This is a genomic window from Clostridium sp. C8-1-8, assembly GCF_009928445.1.
Classification (GTDB): domain Bacteria; phylum Bacillota; class Clostridia; order Clostridiales; family Clostridiaceae; genus Clostridium_AR.
Genome location: NZ_JAABNO010000001.1, coordinates 294523 through 314511, shown reverse-complemented (window position 1 = coordinate 314511; position 19989 = coordinate 294523). Strand labels below are relative to the sequence as shown.

The 19989-nt window shown below is 32.3% G+C and carries 19 protein-coding genes and 1 other annotated feature; of the genes, 3 read left to right on the top strand and 16 right to left on the bottom strand.

The window, feature by feature from the left end:
- Window positions 1-8: 8 nt before the first annotated feature.
- A complete protein-coding gene (locus GXK57_RS01305) occupies window positions 9-1007 on the bottom strand; it encodes a LacI family DNA-binding transcriptional regulator (RefSeq protein WP_160670271.1) in 999 nt (332 codons plus the stop codon).
- 655 nt (window positions 1008-1662) lie between these two features.
- Here GXK57_RS01305 and GXK57_RS01300 point away from each other — a divergent pair.
- Window positions 1663-1956 carry a rhodanese-like domain-containing protein gene (locus GXK57_RS01300; RefSeq protein ID WP_160670269.1) on the top strand — a complete coding sequence of 98 codons (294 nt, stop codon included), beginning with the start codon at window positions 1663-1665 and terminating at the stop codon, window positions 1954-1956.
- Between the two features lie 55 nt (window positions 1957-2011).
- On the opposite strand, the gene ileS is transcribed toward GXK57_RS01300, so the two are convergent.
- Window positions 2012-5119, bottom strand: coding sequence for an isoleucine--tRNA ligase (ileS, locus tag GXK57_RS01295; RefSeq protein WP_160670267.1), 3108 nt, complete (start codon window positions 5117-5119; stop codon window positions 2012-2014).
- 68 nt (window positions 5120-5187) lie between these two features.
- Window positions 5188-5448, bottom strand: a binding site (T-box leader).
- 646 nt (window positions 5449-6094) lie between these two features.
- On the opposite strand from ileS, the gene GXK57_RS01290 reads away from it, so the two are divergent.
- A complete protein-coding gene (locus tag GXK57_RS01290; RefSeq protein WP_128211106.1) occupies window positions 6095-6319 on the top strand; it encodes a (2Fe-2S)-binding protein in 225 nt (74 codons plus the stop codon).
- A gap of 207 nt (window positions 6320-6526) precedes the next feature.
- Here the strand turns inward: GXK57_RS01290 and GXK57_RS01285 are convergent, their stop codons facing one another.
- The 9 genes from GXK57_RS01285 to GXK57_RS01245 form a co-directional block, all read right to left on the bottom strand.
- On the bottom strand, window positions 6527-7132 hold the full coding sequence (locus GXK57_RS01285) for a CHAP domain-containing protein (protein WP_160670265.1): 606 nt from the start codon (window positions 7130-7132) through the stop codon (window positions 6527-6529).
- Window positions 7133-7155: 23 nt separating this feature from the next.
- Entirely contained in the window at window positions 7156-7776 is a 621-nt protein-coding gene (locus GXK57_RS01280; protein ID WP_160670263.1) for a DUF1643 domain-containing protein, read from the bottom strand.
- A 220-nt stretch (window positions 7777-7996) separates the two neighbouring features.
- The gene (locus GXK57_RS01275) at window positions 7997-8230 is read right to left on the bottom strand and encodes a hypothetical protein (RefSeq protein WP_128211103.1); all 234 of its coding nucleotides are present in this window, start codon (window positions 8228-8230) and stop codon (window positions 7997-7999) included.
- 168 nt (window positions 8231-8398) lie between these two features.
- On the bottom strand, window positions 8399-8800 hold the full coding sequence (locus GXK57_RS01270) for a hypothetical protein (protein WP_160670261.1): 402 nt from the start codon (window positions 8798-8800) through the stop codon (window positions 8399-8401).
- Window positions 8801-8830: 30 nt separating this feature from the next.
- Window positions 8831-9568 carry a LytTR family DNA-binding domain-containing protein gene (locus tag GXK57_RS01265; protein WP_160670258.1) on the bottom strand — a complete coding sequence of 246 codons (738 nt, stop codon included), beginning with the start codon at window positions 9566-9568 and terminating at the stop codon, window positions 8831-8833.
- Between the two features lie 188 nt (window positions 9569-9756).
- Window positions 9757-10125, bottom strand: a complete 369-nt coding sequence (locus GXK57_RS01260; RefSeq protein WP_160670255.1) for a hypothetical protein — start codon at window positions 10123-10125, stop codon at window positions 9757-9759.
- A gap of 42 nt (window positions 10126-10167) precedes the next feature.
- Window positions 10168-11154 (bottom strand): flotillin-like protein FloA, encoded by a 987-nt coding sequence (gene floA, locus GXK57_RS01255; RefSeq protein WP_128211099.1) that lies wholly within the window; start codon window positions 11152-11154, stop codon window positions 10168-10170.
- Window positions 11155-11175: 21 nt separating this feature from the next.
- Entirely contained in the window at window positions 11176-11667 is a 492-nt protein-coding gene (locus tag GXK57_RS01250; RefSeq protein ID WP_160670252.1) for an NfeD family protein, read from the bottom strand.
- Window positions 11668-11792: 125 nt separating this feature from the next.
- Window positions 11793-12653, bottom strand: a complete 861-nt coding sequence (locus tag GXK57_RS01245) for a Spo0B domain-containing protein (protein ID WP_160670249.1) — start codon at window positions 12651-12653, stop codon at window positions 11793-11795.
- A gap of 237 nt (window positions 12654-12890) precedes the next feature.
- Here GXK57_RS01245 and GXK57_RS01240 point away from each other — a divergent pair, with 237 nt between their 5' ends.
- Window positions 12891-14066: a class I SAM-dependent rRNA methyltransferase gene (locus GXK57_RS01240; protein ID WP_160670246.1), complete on the top strand. Its 1176-nt coding sequence runs from the start codon at window positions 12891-12893 to the stop codon at window positions 14064-14066.
- 124 nt (window positions 14067-14190) lie between these two features.
- Here the strand turns inward: GXK57_RS01240 and GXK57_RS01235 are convergent, their stop codons facing one another.
- From GXK57_RS01235 to GXK57_RS01215, 5 genes are all read right to left on the bottom strand, one after another.
- The gene (locus tag GXK57_RS01235; RefSeq protein ID WP_160670243.1) at window positions 14191-14898 is read right to left on the bottom strand and encodes a 2-phosphosulfolactate phosphatase family protein; all 708 of its coding nucleotides are present in this window, start codon (window positions 14896-14898) and stop codon (window positions 14191-14193) included.
- Window positions 14898-15842 carry a helix-turn-helix domain-containing protein gene (locus GXK57_RS01230; protein ID WP_160670240.1) on the bottom strand — a complete coding sequence of 315 codons (945 nt, stop codon included), beginning with the start codon at window positions 15840-15842 and terminating at the stop codon, window positions 14898-14900. Before GXK57_RS01230 ends, GXK57_RS01235 begins: the two co-directional genes overlap by 1 nt.
- Window positions 15843-15853: 11 nt before the next feature.
- Window positions 15854-16963 carry a sn-glycerol-3-phosphate ABC transporter ATP-binding protein UgpC gene (gene ugpC / locus GXK57_RS01225; protein ID WP_160670237.1) on the bottom strand — a complete coding sequence of 370 codons (1110 nt, stop codon included), beginning with the start codon at window positions 16961-16963 and terminating at the stop codon, window positions 15854-15856.
- Window positions 16964-17045: 82 nt separating this feature from the next.
- Window positions 17046-17987 carry a TIGR01212 family radical SAM protein gene (locus GXK57_RS01220; protein ID WP_160670234.1) on the bottom strand — a complete coding sequence of 314 codons (942 nt, stop codon included), beginning with the start codon at window positions 17985-17987 and terminating at the stop codon, window positions 17046-17048.
- Between the two features lie 832 nt (window positions 17988-18819).
- On the bottom strand, window positions 18820-19914 hold the full coding sequence (locus GXK57_RS01215) for a hypothetical protein (RefSeq protein ID WP_160670231.1): 1095 nt from the start codon (window positions 19912-19914) through the stop codon (window positions 18820-18822).
- Between the last annotated feature and the right edge of the window lie 75 nt (window positions 19915-19989).

Here is a 19989-nt window from a genome sequence, read left to right as displayed (position 1 = left end):
GCATGCTTTTATTTGCAGCTATCTCTTACGATAAGCTGATGATCAAGTACATAGTGACCTTCTTCTATTGTCTTTTGATTGATAAGCTTAATAAGCATTCTCATTGCAATAGATCCCATATCATATACAGGCTGAGAAATAGTAGTAAGCTTTGGATAAAATACTGAGGCAGCATAAATATTATTAAATCCAATAACACTTATATCTTCTGGAACACTAATGTTATTTTCTCTTAAAGCATTTACCGCTCCCATAGCTATTTCATCAGAAGCACATACTATTGCATCTGGTCTATCCTTACTTTCAAGAATATGAAGTACACCTTCATGTCCTGTCTTAGTTTTTAAAGTATCAAAGTATAGGTGTGCTTCGTTTATTTCTATATTGGCATCTTTAAGTGCATTCTCATAACCTATATATCTATTGCTCCATGCATTATTAGTATCTTTCTTAATACCAATAAAGGCTATCTTTTTAGCACCTTTGTCCAACAAGTATTTTGTAGCATCATATGTAGCCTTAGCATTGTCTATAGTGACGCTAGGCAATAAACCTTCTTTGTCCTTACTCTCTACTAATACAGTTTTCAAATCAAGCTCGTTTACCAAATCAACAATCTCATCATCTAAGGAACTACTCATGTAAAGAACACCATCAACCATCTTTTCTTTAAGAACCTTTAGGTATTCCTTCTCTTTATCAACATCCAAGTCAGAGTTACATAGTATTACATTGTAATCATATATGTTGGCAACATCCTCTGCTCCTCTAACTATTTCTGGGTATATTTGGCTAGATATATCTGGTATAAGAATCCCTATAGTTTTTGTCCTTTGTGTTTTTAGACTTCTAGCAACAATATTAGGTCTATATCCAAGCTTTTTTATTGCATCCAAAACTTTTTTCTTTGTTTCTTCATTAACAACATCGATGTCGTTTAATACTCTAGATACAGTTGCAATTGAAACTCCAGCTTCCTTTGCAACGTCTTTAATTGAAACTGACATTATCCCATCAACTCCTATTATGAAATTGTTTCAATAAAAAATATTATAATGGCAAAATTATGGCATTACAAGGAAATATACTCCATTACGTAAGTTTATTTTTTATTTTATGTAAAAAATAATAATTTACTCTTTCTTTAAACGTTTTCTATATTCTATTATATGAAATAACAGGAATAAATTCAATTAATAACATTTATTTTGTAATTTTATCCATTTTTATCTATGAGTTATTTATTTATATACTAAAATTATGGATTATTACCATTAGATTTAATATTATACTTTTTTAGTGTACTATATATTTTCTAACAAAACAATTAATCTATACATAATATAAAATCAAAAATTAAACAATATCCTATGCTCCTAGCAATTACGTATTACCAATAATTATATATTCGTCTTATTATTCCAATTCTTAATGAAATAAAAAAATAAAAACATAAATAACTTTAATATATCTTTTTTATAGCACCGCTTTAGCATTAATTCTTTGCAAAAGCTCATCTAAGCATCGTATGGCTGACTACTTAATTTCAACACTGTACTTTAACAAAGGCTACTAAAAAAATATTTAATATTTTTAATTGTTAAATCTAGTTACTTAAATTAAAATGTACTATAGATTAGTAACCTAAAAGGAGGACTTTTAATGAATCAAATAAACATAAATGATGCAAAAAAACTTCTAACTAACAACGATGATATATTGATATTAGACGTTAGAACTGATGAAGAGTTTGAAGAAGGCCATATAGATGGTGCCATTCTTATCCCTGCTAACAAGCTACCCTTCAGATACGAAGAAATCTTAGACTATGAAGATAAACCGATTTTAGTTTATTGCCAAACTGGAGGAAGAAGTCCAATGGCTACAAACTTTCTTGAAGAAAACGGATTTTCAGATATTTATCATTTATATGAGGGTTTTGCTCGTTGGAAATAAGCTTATACATAAAAGGTAAAAGGACTGCTACTATTGTGGCAGTCCTTTATAGATACTAAACTCTCTTTACAGCTACATCAAGTTTTTCTCCATTAATATTACATTCAGTATATTCAACTTCACTATTGAATAATATATCTACAGTTAAAGTTTCTCTCTTTATTGTATCCGCGAACTTATTAACTACACCAGTCAGCAATTCATTGTTTGCTACATAAAGATTTATCTTATCTGATACTTCGAAACCACTTTCTTTTCTCATGTTTTGTATCTTTGATATGATTTCTCTTACATGACCTTCTTCTCTTAACTCATCAGTGATTGTTGTATCAAGAACAACACCAACTTCACCTTCACCAGCAAAAGCAAATCCTTCTAAGCCTTGCATAGTTACAAGAAGATTTTCATTATTTAATTCTATTTCAGTACCATCAACATTTATAGTCTCAGTACCTCCATTTTGTATCTTTTGAGCTAATTCCATTTGGTTTTTAGCAGCTATCTCTTTTCTTATTCCAGGTATCATCTTACCATATGCCTTTCCTAACACTGGAAGGTTTGGCTTGATTTCAAAGTTAACATGCTCAGATAAATCTGCGCCAAATAATATTTGCTTTATATTCAATTCGTCTTTAACTATATCGCCATAGTATTCTGGTAATGACTTAACTGAAACTAGCATCTCTGATAGAGGCTGTCTGTTCTTAATATTTGCACCATTTCTAGCACTTCTTCCAAGCTTAACTATAGCATATGCAAGTTCCATTTCTTCCTCTAGCTTTTTATCAACAGCATTAAGATCAGCTACTGGCCACTTGCATAGATGAACACTTTCTTCAGCTTTCTCATCTAAGCTTAAAACAAGACTTTGATATATGTTTTCACTCATAAATGGTACGAATGGTGCTGATATCTTACTTAAGTCAACTAACACTTTATATAAAGTAGTATATGCACCTATCTTGTCATCATTTAATTCTGTAGTCCAGAACCTAGATCTATTTCTTCTTACATACCAGTTTGAAAGTTCATCTACAAAGTCTTCAAGAGCTAAAGCCGCTTGAGTTACTCTGTAACCTTCTAAATTTTCTTCTACTGTCTTTATAAGTGTATTAAGCTTTGATAATATCCACTTATCCATAACATTCTCAGACTTAAATTCACTATACTTAGTAGCATCGAAATTATCTAAATCAGCATACAAAACGTAGAAGGAATATACATTCCAAAATGTGCTTAAGAACTTTCTTTGAGTTTCTTCAACATCATCCTTTGAGAATCTAGTTGGAAGCCATGGTGCACTTGATGTATAGAAATGCCATCTTGTTGCATCAGCTCCTACTGTATCTAAAACATCATCAGGTGCAACTACGTTACCCTTTGATTTAGACATCTTAAGTCCCTTTTTATCAAGAACGTGACCTAAAACTATACAATTTTCAAAAGGATTATTATCAAATATAGCAGTTGATATTGCAAGTAAAGTATAGAACCATCCTCTTGTTTGATCTACAGCTTCTGATATAAATTGAGCTGGGAAGTTGGCTTCAAATAATTCCTTATTTTCAAATGGATAGTGATGTTGAGCAAATGGCATTGAACCTGAATCAAACCAGCAGTCTATAACCTCTGCAGTTCTCTTCATCTCTTTTCCACAACAACTACATTTAAGCTTTACACCATCTATATATGGTTTGTGAAGTTCTATATCTTCTGGTACATTTATACCTTTTTCTTTAAGTTCAGCTATACTTCCTATAAGCTCTCTATGTCCGCATTCACATTCCCATATTGGAAGTGGTGTACCCCAATATCTGTCTCTAGATATACCCCAGTCGATTACATTTTCAAGGAACTTACCGAATCTTCCTGTTCTTATGTTATCTGGGTACCAATTTATCTTATTATTGTTTTCTAATAGCTTATCTCTTAAAGATGTCATTCTTACAAACCAGCTAGCCTTTGGATAGTAAAGAAGTGGTGTATCACATCTCCAACAGTGTGGGTAAGAGTGAGTATGCTTCTCTGCTTTATAAAGGGAGTTTTGATCTTTAAGATAATTTAATATCTTTTCATCTGCCTTCTTAACGAATATCCCTGCAAAAGGAGTAACTTCATCAACGAACTTACCTTCAGCATCTACTAAGTTTATCAATGGCAATCCATTTTTCTTAGCTACTATATTATCATCTTCACCATAGGCAGGTGCTATATGAACTATTCCTGTACCATCTGAAAGTGTTACAAAGTCTCCATGTATAACAAAGAAAGCTTTTTCTTCTGGTTTATGGAAAGGCATTAATTGTTCATATTCTAAGCCTAGAAGTTCTTGGCCCTTAAATTCTCTTACTATTTCATAGTCCTCTGAAAGAACTTTGCCTACCAACTCTTTGGCAAGTATATAAACTTCACCATTTTGCTTAACTTCAACGTAATCATAAGCTTTATTGATTGCAAGACCTACGTTGGAAGGTAATGTCCAAGGAGTAGTAGTCCAAGCCATTATATATTTGTTCTCCTCACCTTTTACCTTGAACTTTACAAAAGCTGTATTATCCTTAACATCCTTATATCCTTGAGCAACCTCATGTGATGAAAGCGATGTTCCACATCTTGGACAGTAAGGCATTACCTTATGACCCTTGTATAGTAGATCCTTATCCCACATTTGCTTTAATGCCCACCATACTGATTCTATGTAAGAATTATGATAAGTAACATAAGGCTTCTCCATATCAACCCAGTAACCAATTTTGTTGGACATGTCTTCCCACATGCTTACATATGTGAATACAGAATCCTTACAAAGCTTTACGAACTCTTCTACACCATGCTCTTCTATTTGTTGCTTTCCTGATATACCAAGCTTCTTCTCTATTTCAAGCTCAACAGGAAGCCCGTGAGTATCCCATCCTGCTTTTCTTATAACTTTATATCCCTTCATTACCTTATATCTAGGGATTATATCTTTTATTACTCTTGTTATAATATGTCCAACGTGTGGTTTACCATTAGCAGTTGGAGGGCCATCATAGAACGTGAAATATTCACCTTCTTGATTTGATTCAAAGCTCTTTTTGATGATTTCTTTATCTCTCCAGAGTTTAGTTACATCTCTTTCAAGTTCAACAAAACTTTTTGAAGAATCTAGCTTTTTGTACATGATTTATTCCCCTTTCATTTATGTTCAAGTAAAAAAATTAAACAATTTAAAAATAAAAAAACTCCATCCCATAGGACGAAGTTATATTCGTTATACCACCTTAAGGCACCGTAATTAGGATTTATATCTAAGTATAAATCTACAGTTCGATTTCGAGTACATACATACTCTATCCTTTAACGCAGGATGACGAGATAAGCTTATTAATGTAAAACACTTTCAGCCTCCAGCTCCTAGGTGATTTTCATCAAGTAAACACACGACTTTGCACCAACCAATCGCTCTCTATAGTATTACACTTAATTACTTGCCCTAATCATAACTTTTCAATGTAAAAATTATATATCAGCTTGAAGTTATTGTCAACATTTCTTAATTTCTATGTATTTATGAGATATTTAATAAATGAAAACATTTACTAAACACTATTTAATATTGTTATAAATGTTATCAAATAACTCTTTACAAATTAAATAATACGTTTTAATATAATAAATGTAATCATTAAATATTTTAGAGGTGCTTATCATGTTGATGTATCTATTTAGATTATTTATATTAAGTCTTGTAATCTTTTCTATGATCTTTATAAATCCTAATTTATTTTTCAGTTTTTTCTTTTAGTACTTTCAGTTACTGGTAATAAATATACCTTATATGAAAAACTCTATGCAAGAATTACTCGTACTATAATTTGATAAATTATAGATTCTACTTATACACTTAACTATTGTATATCTCTGCTAACTCTATTATTAATTTCTATATAGGAAATATTTAGATATTACATAAACAAGATATCTAAAACTCATCAATTATGGATATAATTATAGTGAGAACAATATGAGGACAGAAAATTTTATCTAATAATTATTACTAACTACTATTGACTTTCAAATAGCAAAGTGGTTTAATATAGTTAATAAGATTTTCCATCCCCTTTAATAGTCATCCTTAAAGTATGGAGGATTAAATATGGAAAATAACTTAAATCAAGAAATTTTAGATAAGCTAACGAAAGTCTGTTTATGTAAGGCCATCCCCAGGTCTAAGATAAAAGACGCTATAAGGAAAGGTGCTCGTACACCTGACGAAGTTACTAAAGTTACCGGCGCACGCACAGGCGGTTGCGGTGGTAGAAGATGTACCCCTAAAATTCAAGAATTGATAGACGGATACCTAAACAACCAATGGCTTTAATTCCCCTTTATTGTTCATTAGTTAATTATTTTTATCTCCCTATCGTAATATTGAAAAAGCACTAATGTATTTTCATTAGTGCTTTTTTACGAGCTTTAACTCGCAGTGATATTTAACATAATTATCAGCCTTAATTAGTTGTTGGAAAGTCAGAATAACTATAAATACTAGCATAAGATTATTTTTCAGTTAAAATCACTTTATCATTTAGCTGTCTTTTCTCAACCAGCCTAAAACCCCTCTACCGGCTCCTATTATAGGCTTATCATCCTTATAAGTTATATAAAGATTGTCCCTTGATTTACCATGCACATTTTGTTGTACTATTTCTATATAATCGTCTCCAACTTTGCTTACTATACCTAAGTGCCCATACTGACCTATATTGAACACGATTATATCATTCACTTTTGGTTTATCGCCTTCACCATTTTTAAACTGAAGAAGCATCCTCGTGTTATTTAACTCGCCATTATTAATCTTTGAATCGAAGTAATCTTTAGCGTTTCCTCCACCGGATATATTTATTCCAAGTTTGTCATGATAAAACCTATTTACAAACTCTACACATTGCCATTTATAGCCGTAAACGTAACCATCCTTGCTTTTACTTATTCCATGTTCGATGGAGCCATCTTGTCCATTATTGTATATAGATATCCCTTGGTAAGTATCAGTCACCTTGCCAACTTCACTGCCAAACTTATATGCTAAACTTGTAACTATAGATATTACCACACCTAGTATCAATACCATTATTACTGCTACAAACATTGTTTTTATAAAATTAAATTTTCTTCTTTTATAGTACATAAATTCCTCTCAATAACTATACTCTACCACTGAAATTCCATTAAAGGATCTTGCAAGTTCCAATTAAAGCAGTGTCTAGGGTATCCCTTTTTAGTAAGATCTCCAACTATATACATCCTTCTTTGCTCCACACTAAGCGAATTAAGCTCTCTTATAGTCTTTAAGATATATTCTACTCTCAAATTGTATATAGTCTCTATTTCCTTTATTACCTCACCCCATCCAAGTATTATATAGTCAGCTTCTTCTATGCAATGCCTTATTATATCATCATTACGTATAGCTACCTCATTTAACTTGAATAAATCATCATTGCCAGTGGCAAAGCATTCTCCCCTGGCATTAAGCGCGTATTCTATACTACTTCTTTCATATTCAATAACAGTAAATAAATTTACAACGCTAACTTTATAGATATCTCCAAATTCCTCTCGTCTACTGTCGACGTATTTTAAAACCCTTTGTATTAACTTGTCGCACTTAGAATCATTGCAAAGCTTAGGAGCTCTTCCTATAACCAATATATTCTTATTTCCCTTCTTGCTTATGGGAAATGTAAGCTTATAGCATCTATCATTATCATAATCCTCCAATATTTCCATGGAGCTTTTACAAACAAATCTAGGATATTTACTTTTCTGCATCCTCCAAATCCCCTTTTCTTATTTTGTAAAGCTTTATTAATACATATTTATATTTGTATTAATATATTCCACTAATATATTCAGATGTGCATCTATGATAAAAATTTATGTTTGCCAATTTAACTAAACAAAAGCCATGCATAAAAGAAGATTTCTCTACTTTTTATACATGACTTTTATTTTCATAAGTAGCTTTTATGGATTTTGTAAAAACTCTTTATTACATCTTTCCAAGCATATCTTTTATTATGTTTACTTGCTTTACGGAAAGGTTTAAAGATTCTCCAATTGTTCTTGGGTCCATACCTGCATGAATGAACTCTTTTACTTTCATAAGAAGCTCTGGATCTGTGACTATCTCTTCCACTGCATTTGAATCTCTTTGTGTTACATCTTTTAAGTGCTCCTCAATCTTATCATCAAGATTTAATTCTCTCATCTTATCCCATACCATATAAAAAAACCTCCCAAGAATGACTTTATTTTTAGTATATCTCAGAAGTTTTTTTTTACTCTTTTTAATTTTATAATTTATTTAGCAGAATTCAAACATCCCTTACTTACAAATTAATTTTCTATATAAATGTATCAAGTTTAAATATCTTTAGCTTAATTATAGGCTTTATATATTCTCATCAATCTGCTCTTCAGACATACGCCTAATAAGTGTATAAGCTATTAGTACAGGTATACCTATTGATATAACAGCCCATACTAAATTCATAATTGTAAAGCCACTTGAAGCAAAGGTAACTACATTTTTTATTATAGCCAAAACCACATAAGCATACATAGCTATCTTATTCCACGCAAAAACTCCTATTATAACAATTAATGTAAGTACTCCTAGTATAGTTGAAATTATAATTGCTGTACTACTTAAAGGAAACTGCTTTGCAATTTCTGGGGCTAAGTTTTGACTTAATTTAGTTGTTGGGTAGGATAGTGCACTAAGTATTCCGCCTATAAAATTCAATATTAAATATCCTGTTATGAGGCAGCCTCTTTCTCTTGAATCTTCCATAATATATTGTACTCCTTACTATAACCATTTTTATAAACTAAACATCTTCTTTATATCTTCGTACTTTTCATGAGTTAGTAAAGCATCTTTATCTGTGTTTTTAAGTTTAACTATATAAGTCCATCTCCCATAGGGATAAATTCGAGTAATTAACGATAGATTTATTATATAAGACTTGTGACTTCTAAAAAATTGATTCTTATCTAACTTTTCTTCTATCTCCGTTAAAGTAGCTGAGGTAATAAAGCTGTCTGAATTAGTATATATTACAGTGCTATTTTCCTCTCTTTGTACAAGTACAATTTCTTTCGAATCAATAAAACTTATACCTTCCTTATTTTTTATCATAAGTTTTTCTAACCCTTTTTCATGCTTTATTATCTTATCTATTCCATAATGCTCTGAAGGCTCACTTAACTTTTTTATTCTATCGAGAGTTTGATTAAGCCTCTCCATTTTGAAGGGCTTCACCAAATAATCAAAGGCATAAACCTGAAAGGCATCTGACATATACTGAGAGTGAGCAGTAGCAAATATTATTATTGTTTTAGGATCAATATCTGATATCTTTTTAGCTAGTTCAATGCCACTACAATCTGGCATTTCCACATCTAAAAACACTACTTCTGGTCTCTTGTCTTTAAATAAACTTATAGCGAGGTCGCCACCTCCAGCTTCTCCCACTACTTCAAAGCCTTGAACCTTTTCAACTACTTTTCTTATTACTAACCTCATACCCTTCTCATCGTCTACTATTAATACCTTCATTGTATACCTCTCATTAAAAAATAGTCATATTTTAAAAACTGCTGTTAATAAACTTAACTTAGTGAAAATTTATATAGATGCTAAAGCATTATTATAATACCGTAGCATCTATATTTTAAACTTGCAATTATAAAAATGTACCACCTCATAATAAAATTATATTTTCGGATTGAAGTAGTACATCTTTATTAAACCCTTCTAAATCCATTCCTCTTTCTCTTGCACACTGGTTTATTTATCAGTTCAGAAAGAACAATAGCCTGTTGCAGCTTTAATGGCGTTATTTCCTGAGCAATACCTTCTAAAAGTGCCCCATTTCTATCAATAGACTGTTCTTCTATAATAACTTCAGATACCCCTTTTAAGACTTGTGCTTCAGGCTCTGCTGAAGCTTCAACACCCTCAGGTTTAACTATAGGTGGCACATAAGGTCTGTACCCTTCTGATCCATATTGCGCCATTTGCTTATATTTTTTAAAGCTATCGGTTATACCTTTAATGTCGCTGTTATCTGAAATATTATCCATAATATCAGATATAATATCCTTTAAGTCCACACTTATCACTCCCTTATGGAATAAATAAAGGCTTTAGTATAATTACTTTTCTTCGTTATTTGACTTTATTTCCTTTTTCTTTTGTCCTGCTTCTGATATAGATGATCTCATTCTTGTATCAGCTATAAGATTCTGCATGTCATAATAATCCATTATACCAAGCTTTCCTTCTCTAAGTGCTTGAGCCATTGCTCTTGGAACTTCTGATTCAGCTTCAACAACTGCAGCTCTCATTTCTTGTTCTCTAGCTACAGCCATAGCTCTTCTTTCTTCTGCTTTAGCTTGAGCTATATTCTTATCTGCTTCTGCTTGAAGAGTTTGAAGGTGTGCGCCTATATTTCTTCCTACATCTACGTCCGCAATATCTATGGATAATATCTCAAATGCAGTTCCTGCATCAAGTCCCTTATTTAAAACGGTTTGTGAAATAGCATCCGGGTTTTCAAGTACTAGCTTATGACTTTCTGAAGAACCTACATTAGTTACTATACCTTCACCTACTCTGGCAAGTATTGTAGCTTCACCAGCTCCACCAACAAGTCTTTCTAGATTAGTTCTAACAGTTACTCTAGCTTTAACTAATAATTCTATACCATCCTTAGCAACAGCTGAAACATTTGGTGTTTCAATAACCTTTGGATTAACGCTCATCTTAACAGCTTCCAAAACATCTCTACCAGCAAGATCTATTGCAGCAGCTTTTTCAAAATGAAGATCTATATCAGCTCTATGAGCAGCTATAAGTGCATCAACTACTTTATCTACATTTCCTCCTGCAAGGTAATGTGCTTCTAATTGGTTTACGTTTATCGTAAGACCAGCCTTAGTAGCCTTTATAAGAGGTAATACTATTCTGCTTGGTACAACTCTTCTTAGTCTCATACCTACTAAATTAAATACGCTAACTCTTACATTAGCAGCTAATGACGATACCCACAATCCAAGTGGTACAAATGTGAAAAAGGTTCCAACTACAAAAACAATAATTACGATACTAATAATGATTCTAATAGCAACAGCGTCTCCCATGACAATCCTCCTAAATATAATTTATTTTAACTTTCTAACAACTAGTTTAGATCCTTGAACTCTAAATATTTCAACCTTAGTATTTCTAGAAATATATTCTCCGTCTGCAACTACATCAAACTTAACTCCATCAAAGTCTGCTGCTCCAGCCGGCCTTAGATCAGTAATTGTTATACCTGTCTTATGAAGTAAATAATCTAAATCAACAGAGCTTATATACCCTTTATCCTTATGCTGTTCTTCAGTTAATATCAAGGGTTTAAATAGTTTTCCTTTTGTAAAGGCATTTAAAACTATAGCAAGCAGTATTCCTAGTATGGCAAGTATTCCTACAATCATTATAAGTGCCTCTTCAAAGGATCTTACAGTTATAAATACCGCAGCTAAAAGGCATATTGAGCCTGCTATACCAGGCACACCAAAACCAGGCACTACCATTTCAATTGCAACTAAGATAAAACCTATGATTAAAAGAATAATAGTCAATGCAGAAAATGCCGAGAATAAATCCATTTGTTCTCCTCCCTTCATCATCCTTTTAATCATATAATACAACCTTTTTTAGTTTTAGTAATATTAATTCATTATAAGATACATTTTTACTCCCCAAATGTCCTTTTGAGTTGCTGATTTATCTACTATAGTATTTCTGGAGCCTTTGGTATAGTAAAATAGAATGTAGTTCTATCATCATTTGATTCCACATTTATCTCCCCACCGCAGTTTTTCAGTATTTCTTTTACTATAAATAAACCCATTCCATTACCTTCATTACCCTTAGTGGTAAAGCCTTCACTAAATATTGACGAAATCACTTCTTTAGATATCTTAGGACCGTTATTCATCACAGTAAACTTGTAGTTACTTACTGTCTCAGTAAGCTCAATAAATAAGAATCTGTTATCGCTCTTAAGTTGTAATGCATATATAGAGTTATCAACAAGATTTCCTAGAATTCTGCAAAGCTCCCAAGCCTTTATAGGAAGTCTTTTTAATTCTGTCTTAACTTCTATTTCTACCGTTATATCCTTTTGTTCCGCCATTTGAAGCTTTGCCTGAAGTAGAGCGTTTATTGCTGGCTCAGAAGTTTTAAGGGCTTTACTAAGCTTTATTATATCTTTATAAACTGGTTCCATATAGTTTTTAGCTTCTTCATGCTCGCCTATTTCCATAAGCCCATATATTATCTGAATATGGTTAAGATAATCATGTCTCTGCTCCCTTAAGGTTCTGTTTAGCTGCTCTAGATTCCTCATTGATTCAACTAAACCTCTTTCCCCTTTTCTAAAAAGAATAGAGTAAAAACTAAATACAGATATCAAACTGTTCATAGCTATCATTAAAGCTATTATGTATATCTTAACAGTATTATCTCCTATGATATTATCCGCCTTGTCAAAAGCTATCAAAGAAATCATTAATACTACCTGAATTACATTCATTAAGGTTGAAAACAATAAGACTTTTCCTAGACTAAACTTAAACTTATTTAATTTCATTATATTTACGCCCAGCCCTTCTTTGTGAAATAACCCCATCTTCTATAATACCATAATTTTCATCGTAAACCAATTTGTTCTTAAAGGTTTACTATAAAGAAATTATATAAACTAAATTATGAATGAATAAAATGTTGTCTATGTGTTATAATCTTATAGGATTATATAAGATATTAATTATTATATTAATATCTCAGTAAATATTTGTAACTTAATAGTTACATAAGGAGTGGAAAAATGGCTAGTAAATTTTATTTACATAAGATCGCAAACAAGAAATTATCAGCAGGTCGCCCTTGGATATATATTGATGAAATAAATGAGTATGATGGCGACTATGAAAATGGTGACATAGTAGAAGTATATACTGAAAAGAATGAATTTATAGGAAAAGGTTATATAAACGACAGAAGTAAAATAACCATAAGACTTATGACTAACGATATAAACGAAGCTATAGATGAAAACTTCTTTAAGAAGAGATTAAAAAATGCTTGGAGTTATAGAGAAAAGGTTATCGATACCTCAAGCTGCAGATTTGTATTTGGAGAAGCTGACTTTCTACCTGGACTTACCATAGACAAGTTTGAAGATTACTTTGTTATTCAAATATCTACTTTAGGCATGGATAAGTATCGTGACTTAATTGTTAATATTCTTAAAGAAGATTTTGGAGCTAAGGGAGTTTATGAAAGAAGTGATATAGCTACAAGGGAGATAGAAGGTCTTGAGCAAAAGAAAGGCTTCTTGACTGAACCTTTTGATACCATGGTTCAAATAACAGAAAACGGAGTAAAGTATTATGTTGATTTAGAAAATGGCCAAAAGACAGGCTTCTTCTTAGATCAAAAGGAAAACAGAAAAGCAATACACAGAATCTGTAAGGATGCAGAAGTACTTGACTGCTTTACACATACAGGCTCCTTTGCTTTAAACGCAGGGATCGCTGGCGCTAAATCAGTATTGGGTATAGATGTATCTCAACATGCCGTAGACTTTGCTACAAGAAACTCAGCCCTTAACAATCTTTCTGATGTAGTTAAATTCGAATGTCACAACGCTTTTGATATCCTTCCTCAATGGGCTAAGGAAAACAGAAAGTTTGATGTAGTTATACTTGATCCTCCTGCATTTACAAAGTCAAAGAATACTGTATCAGGGGCAAAAAGAGGCTATAAGGAAATAAATCTTAGAGGTTTAAAGATGGTAAGAGAAGGCGGTTTCCTCGTGACTTGCTCTTGTTCTCACTATATGAGCGAAGAGCTTCTAAAGAAGACCATAGAAGAAGCTGCTAGAGATGCAAAAAGACAACTAAGACAAGTAGAATTCAGAACTCAATCTGCAGATCACCCAATACTTTGGAGCTCTGACGAAAGCTATTACTTGAAGTTCTTTATATTCCAAGTTATATAATAAATTAAACTGGACCATTATACGTAATGGTCCAGTTTTTAATGTATATGTTATAAATAAAAAAGAGCCTCCTGACCTCTAAGTTTTCACTTATAAGCCCTAAGCTCTATGCATTCCCAACTTATTATATTGTTATTTCGCCATCTTTGTATTCTGGAACTATGGAAAACAAATCTTTTTTAACGCAATACTGTATATCAGCCTCTAGATTCAAAGACTTTAACACCTCATAATGTCTTGCATTTTTTATGTAATCAAGAACATTATTATTGTTGTCATAAACATACTTAGCAGTAAAGGCTAAATCACTAATTATAGAATTGCTGTTTTCTGATATACACTTTATCATGTAACCTGCACATATAAAATCATCTATTGAAAACTTGCCTAGGGTTCCTGCATTGACAAAAACCACATCTTTATCTAGCTCAATTAGCTTATCTGCAACAGCTTTAGCATTTAACATACACCCTATGTATATCTTATCAGCCTCTAGACAGTTATTAATCGCTTTAGTTCCATTGGTAGTGGATAGTATTACAGTCTTGCCTTCAACTTCTTGTTTTGTATATTCTAGTGGTGAGTTAGACATATGGAATCCATCTATCTTTACTGCTCTTCTTTCTCCACCTAATATAACTTCGTTGTTTAGGCTTTCTGCTATTTTGAATGATTCTTCAACAGTTAGTACTGGAATTACTTTTTCTGCTCCATTTGCCAATGCAGTAGTAATAACAGACGTAGCTCTTAGCATATCTATTACAACCACAACCTTATTTTTAATAAGCTCTGGTCTTATATCATCTGCTGAAATAATCACATCTATATTCATTAAGCTCTTCTCTCCTTCCAGATAAAAAACGCTATTATAAATATTGATGCTTGTTTGAAATTCCTTATATCATAGCCAGTATCTTTGTAGATTTTATCTAGTCTATATATAAGTGTATTTCTATGTATATATAACTTTTTAGCAGCTTCACTTATATTAAGTCCACAATTTGCAAACTCTTCTATGGTACTTAATATTTCGGAGTCAAACTTAGAAAACTTATCTTTAAACTTTATAAATAATTCATCTTTCATACCATCATTTATATTGTATATTAGTTTTTCTAATATTATCTCTCCTGAATTATAGACCATTTCTTTAAGGTCGTACTTTTTGCTTAAGGTTATATATAAAGAAGCATCATTGAAAGCATTTTTAATATCGTCTGCTCCTCCGTTAAATGTACTGTAACTTATGTAGCACTTAGTATATATATCAGAAAGAATAGAGTCTTTTATACTATTTGCATGTTCAAGTTCATCTTCGAAGTTTCCTAATATAACTATAAAATCTTTATAAATCATGCTTACTATATTTTCGTCATCATAAGACTCTTTTATTACATTAAGAGCATCATATCTGTTTTTGCTTAATGATACAAGGAATAAGGTGGATCTGTTAGATAGGAAGGGTAAAGCGTTATATAACGCCTCAGTAGATACACCCTTACCTTCCAACATGTTGATAACAAGTTGTTCCCTCATAGAGAAGATTTCTCTATACTTAGTTTCTATAGAATATTTAAGTAGCGGTATGCACATTTCAAAGTCTTTGCTGATTGTAAGCTTTGCTTTCTGCGCTCCGAGCCAAAGCTCCTTTTCTAGTAGTGAGATTTCAGACGACTTTATAGAATCAAATAAAGCTATACTATCATCTAATGAAAGTCTAAACTCTACACCACTATTTTCACTCAATCTAGCAAGATAATCCTTGAAATTATACATAATAACTCCTCCTATAGAACTGTGATTTCTGTTTCCTTATCAAATACGTGTATTTTATCAACTTCTAGTGCGAACTTAGCTCTATCTCCTGCTTGAAGTTTAGTGCTTCCATTTACTCTTACTGTCATGCTATCTGAACCCTTAGTTACATAAATGTAGCTTTCAGCTCCCATTAATTCTGTAACTTCTACCTTAGCTTCTATTACAGAATGTTGGTTCTTAGCTATAAACTCAGCATCATCTTCAACATGTTCTGGTCTTATACCCATTATAACATCTTTTCCTACATAATTGTTCTTTTTTAATGTAGCAGCTTGGTCATCATTTAAAAGAATCTTTTCTCCACCAAGTACAAGATATACCTTACCTTGTTCTTCAGAAACCTTTGCATTTAAGAAGTTCATTTGAGGAGATCCTATAAATCCTGCAACGAATATGTTAGCTGGGTGATCGTATACTTCTTGAGGACTTGCTACTTGTTGAACTAATCCATCTCTCATAACAACGATTCTAGTACCCATAGTCATAGCTTCTGTTTGGTCATGTGTTACATATATGAATGTAGTTTGAAGTCTCTTGTGTAACTTAGAGATTTCAGTTCTCATTTGAACTCTTAGTTTAGCATCTAGGTTTGAAAGAGGTTCATCCATTAAGAATACCTTAGGTTCTCTTACTATAGCTCTACCTAATGCAACTCTTTGTCTTTGTCCACCTGAAAGTGCTTTTGGTTTTCTATCTAATAAATGTTCTATGTCAAGGCTCTTAGCCGCTTCTCTTACTTTCTTATCTATTTCATCTTTAGGCATTTTTCTTAATTTTAGTCCGAAGGCCATGTTGTCAAATACTGTCATATGTGGATATAAAGCATAACTTTGGAAAACCATTGCTATATCTCTATCCTTAGGCGCAACGTCGTTTACTACTTTATCTCCGATCCAAAGTTCTCCGTCAGATATTTCTTCAAGTCCTGCTATCATTCTTAGTGTAGTTGATTTACCACAACCAGATGGTCCTACGAATACTATAAATTCTTTATCCTCTATCTCTAGGTTAAAGTCCTTTACTGCAGTTACATCTCCTTGGTACACTTTATATATATGTTTTAATGATAAATTTGCCATTTGTACTCCTCCTTCTACTTTATACTACTATTGTAACCGTTTAATAGCAGTTATTCCATACGAGGAAATCACAAAATTATTTTTAGCTATTTGTAGCAAAGTACAAACCCTGGTAAAAATTACACTTTTGCATATTATTGTCTATTTCATTTAATACTTCCCACTTCTTTAAACTCCACATAGGACCTATCAAGGAATCCCTTGGTGCATCCCCTGTAAGCCTATGAACTACCATATCTTCTGGCAGCATGGTTAGGGCTTTGCATATAAGGTTTATGTATTGTTCCTGAGTTAAAAAACTAAGCTTGCCTTGTTCGTATAATTTTACAAGAGGAGTATCCTTTAGTAGATGCAACAGATGGAACTTAACACCTTTTACTCCACTATGAGCAATGTAATCTACTGTATTTATCATGTCCTGTTCTGTCTCTCCAGGCAATCCAAAGATACAGTGAGTCACTACATCTATGGATCTTTCTTTTAGTTTCCTTAAAGCTTCCTCAAAGACATCTAACTTATATCCTCTATTTATTATTTTAGCAGTTTCGTCATTTACCGTCTGAAGTCCAAGTTCTATCCAAAGATATACCTTTTTATTAATCTCTTCTAACAAATCTAGTACATCTTCATCTAAACAGTCTGGTCTTGTTGCTATAGCTATAGCAACTACATCTTCCTGAGCTAAAGCCTCTTCATACTTTTCTCTAAGAACTTCCACTGGTGCATAAGTGTTTGTATAAGCTTGAAAATAGGCAATATACTTGCCATTCTTCCATTTCTTAAGCATCATATTTTTTATATCCCCAAACTGAGAGGATATTGAAAAGCATCTATCTCCAGCAAAGTCTCCAGAGCCTCTTTCACTACAAAATAGGCAGCCTCCTTTGCTTATAGTTCCATCTCTATTAGGGCAGGTGAAACCAGCATCTAGTGATATCTTAAATACCTTTTCGCCAAACTTTTCTCTTAAAAAGTAGTTTAAAGTATGATATGGCTTACTTCCCCACATTTTCTTTTGTTCCATATAATCAACCTTTCATAAAGAATAGTCTCTGTTAAAGTATTGTGTTGAAATTAAGTGCTCAGTCATCCGATGCTTTAATGATCTTGCGCAAAGAATTAATATGATTTTGTCATATTCCATAGCTAAAACTGTAAACTCACTACGTTCGAACAGTACAGTTTTACTCTTTATTTAACCATTCACTTTTTATAAGTTTTATGTATCTTAATCTCAAGAACATTAAGAATGCTATTCAAATAAAGAGTAAAGAGAGAGAATATGTCGCCTGCCAGAATTTCTTCACATGCGTTCAGAAAAGGCAGATGCGCAAAAAATCACTAATGAAGAACGTATTAGTGATTTTTAAAGCCATTCCATCTGAAAAAATCATTTAATTCTAATTGCTCGCTCATATAGCATCTCCTTCATGACCACTTAATTTTAACAATATTCTTAAACCTAGCCAAAGAATAAAATATTATATCATCATTTTACTCTTTAGTCGTTACTAAAAGCAATATTATATATTACAGCTGTTTTGCTTCACTACTTCTACAAGCATATGAATGCACCACCTGGTAATAAAATTTATATTTTTTACGCATCTTGCTTTTGTGAATACATGTAAACAAATTGTGGTAAGTCACATAATTTCACTTTTTACTACTCAACCCAAATAGCAACTAATACCTTGAAATTATTAGATCTAACTGGCAAAAACTTTTATACTTTTCTTAACCCTAAAATATTAGTCATGCATAAATTATGAAATATATTCCTTTTATGCATGACCTTTATTTTGTAAGAATTACTAACTATCTTTTTTTTAGAAGACAATTACCTTTACAGACTTCTAAACTTTATCAACCTTAAGTTCTTTAAAATCAAGCTTATACATTCCTATAACATCCTGCCTAACATCATTTCTTCCGCTTACACCCTTTACCTCAAAGAACATCTCAGTTTTTGTAAACTTAGAAAAAGTTAACTCATATTTATCAGATGGAAATATCTTATCAAAATTAGCTTCAAGCATACTTCCACTTGCAACATTATAAGCCTTCACCCTATTTATTGAACCACTTTCTAAATATTGCACTGCCATATAGTTCTCATCTTGAGAAAACATAATCATTTGGACTATCCCATTGTCATATATATCAATTGCTTTTACCTTTTTAGCTAAAGGCTTTTTATCAGGATCCTCTTGTTTGCTTTGGTCTTGGCCTTCACCGCCACCACCACCTCCGCCGCCTTGTGATCCAGCAGTAGGCACTGCATCTTCTACTTCTAATATAGCAACGAAGGAGGCATTGCCATCCTTAGTAGATATGCCCATACGCTGCCCTGATGCAGTGAAATTAATAGCAGTGAACTCTTTAGCTGGTATTTCCTTTTTTAATATATTTGCCTCATTAGTTTTTGGGTACATATCTTTAGGCAAATCTTTTACTGATATAACTAGTTTAGCCTTTGGTTCATCTTTTGCTTTTAGCTTTATCTTATCTTGGTCCACAAAAGCTTCCACTAAGGTTTCAGCCTTTACTTCATCAATCTCATATACTTCTCCCTCTTTTTTAGAGATTTTTATAGAGAAGTCATCTATGTCTGCTCTTGGCACTCCCTTTTTCAATCTATTTACCTTTGCTCTTATAATTGCGCTTTTCCCAGACTGGTTTATCTCACTTACAGAAAAGTCAACTATAGATAAATCCGTATCATGAAGATCTTGAGTCTTATTGGCCAGCTTAGAACTACACAGCTTTCTGGCATTTTCAAAATCATTCCTAGAAAGGTATGTCATATAATTCTCCGCAACTCTTATAGCTTGTTTTTCATTCACTAAGCTTTCTGTACCGCTTCCACTACTCTCTCCACTTTTTTTGCACCCAACAAGTATAGTAACCATAATTAATAACCATGCTATAATTACTCTTCTTTTTTTCATACCCTTTCACTCCTTACATTCAGATGCTCATAAAAATAGCTTTTCCATTTAAATAAAAACTATTATAAGTTTTAA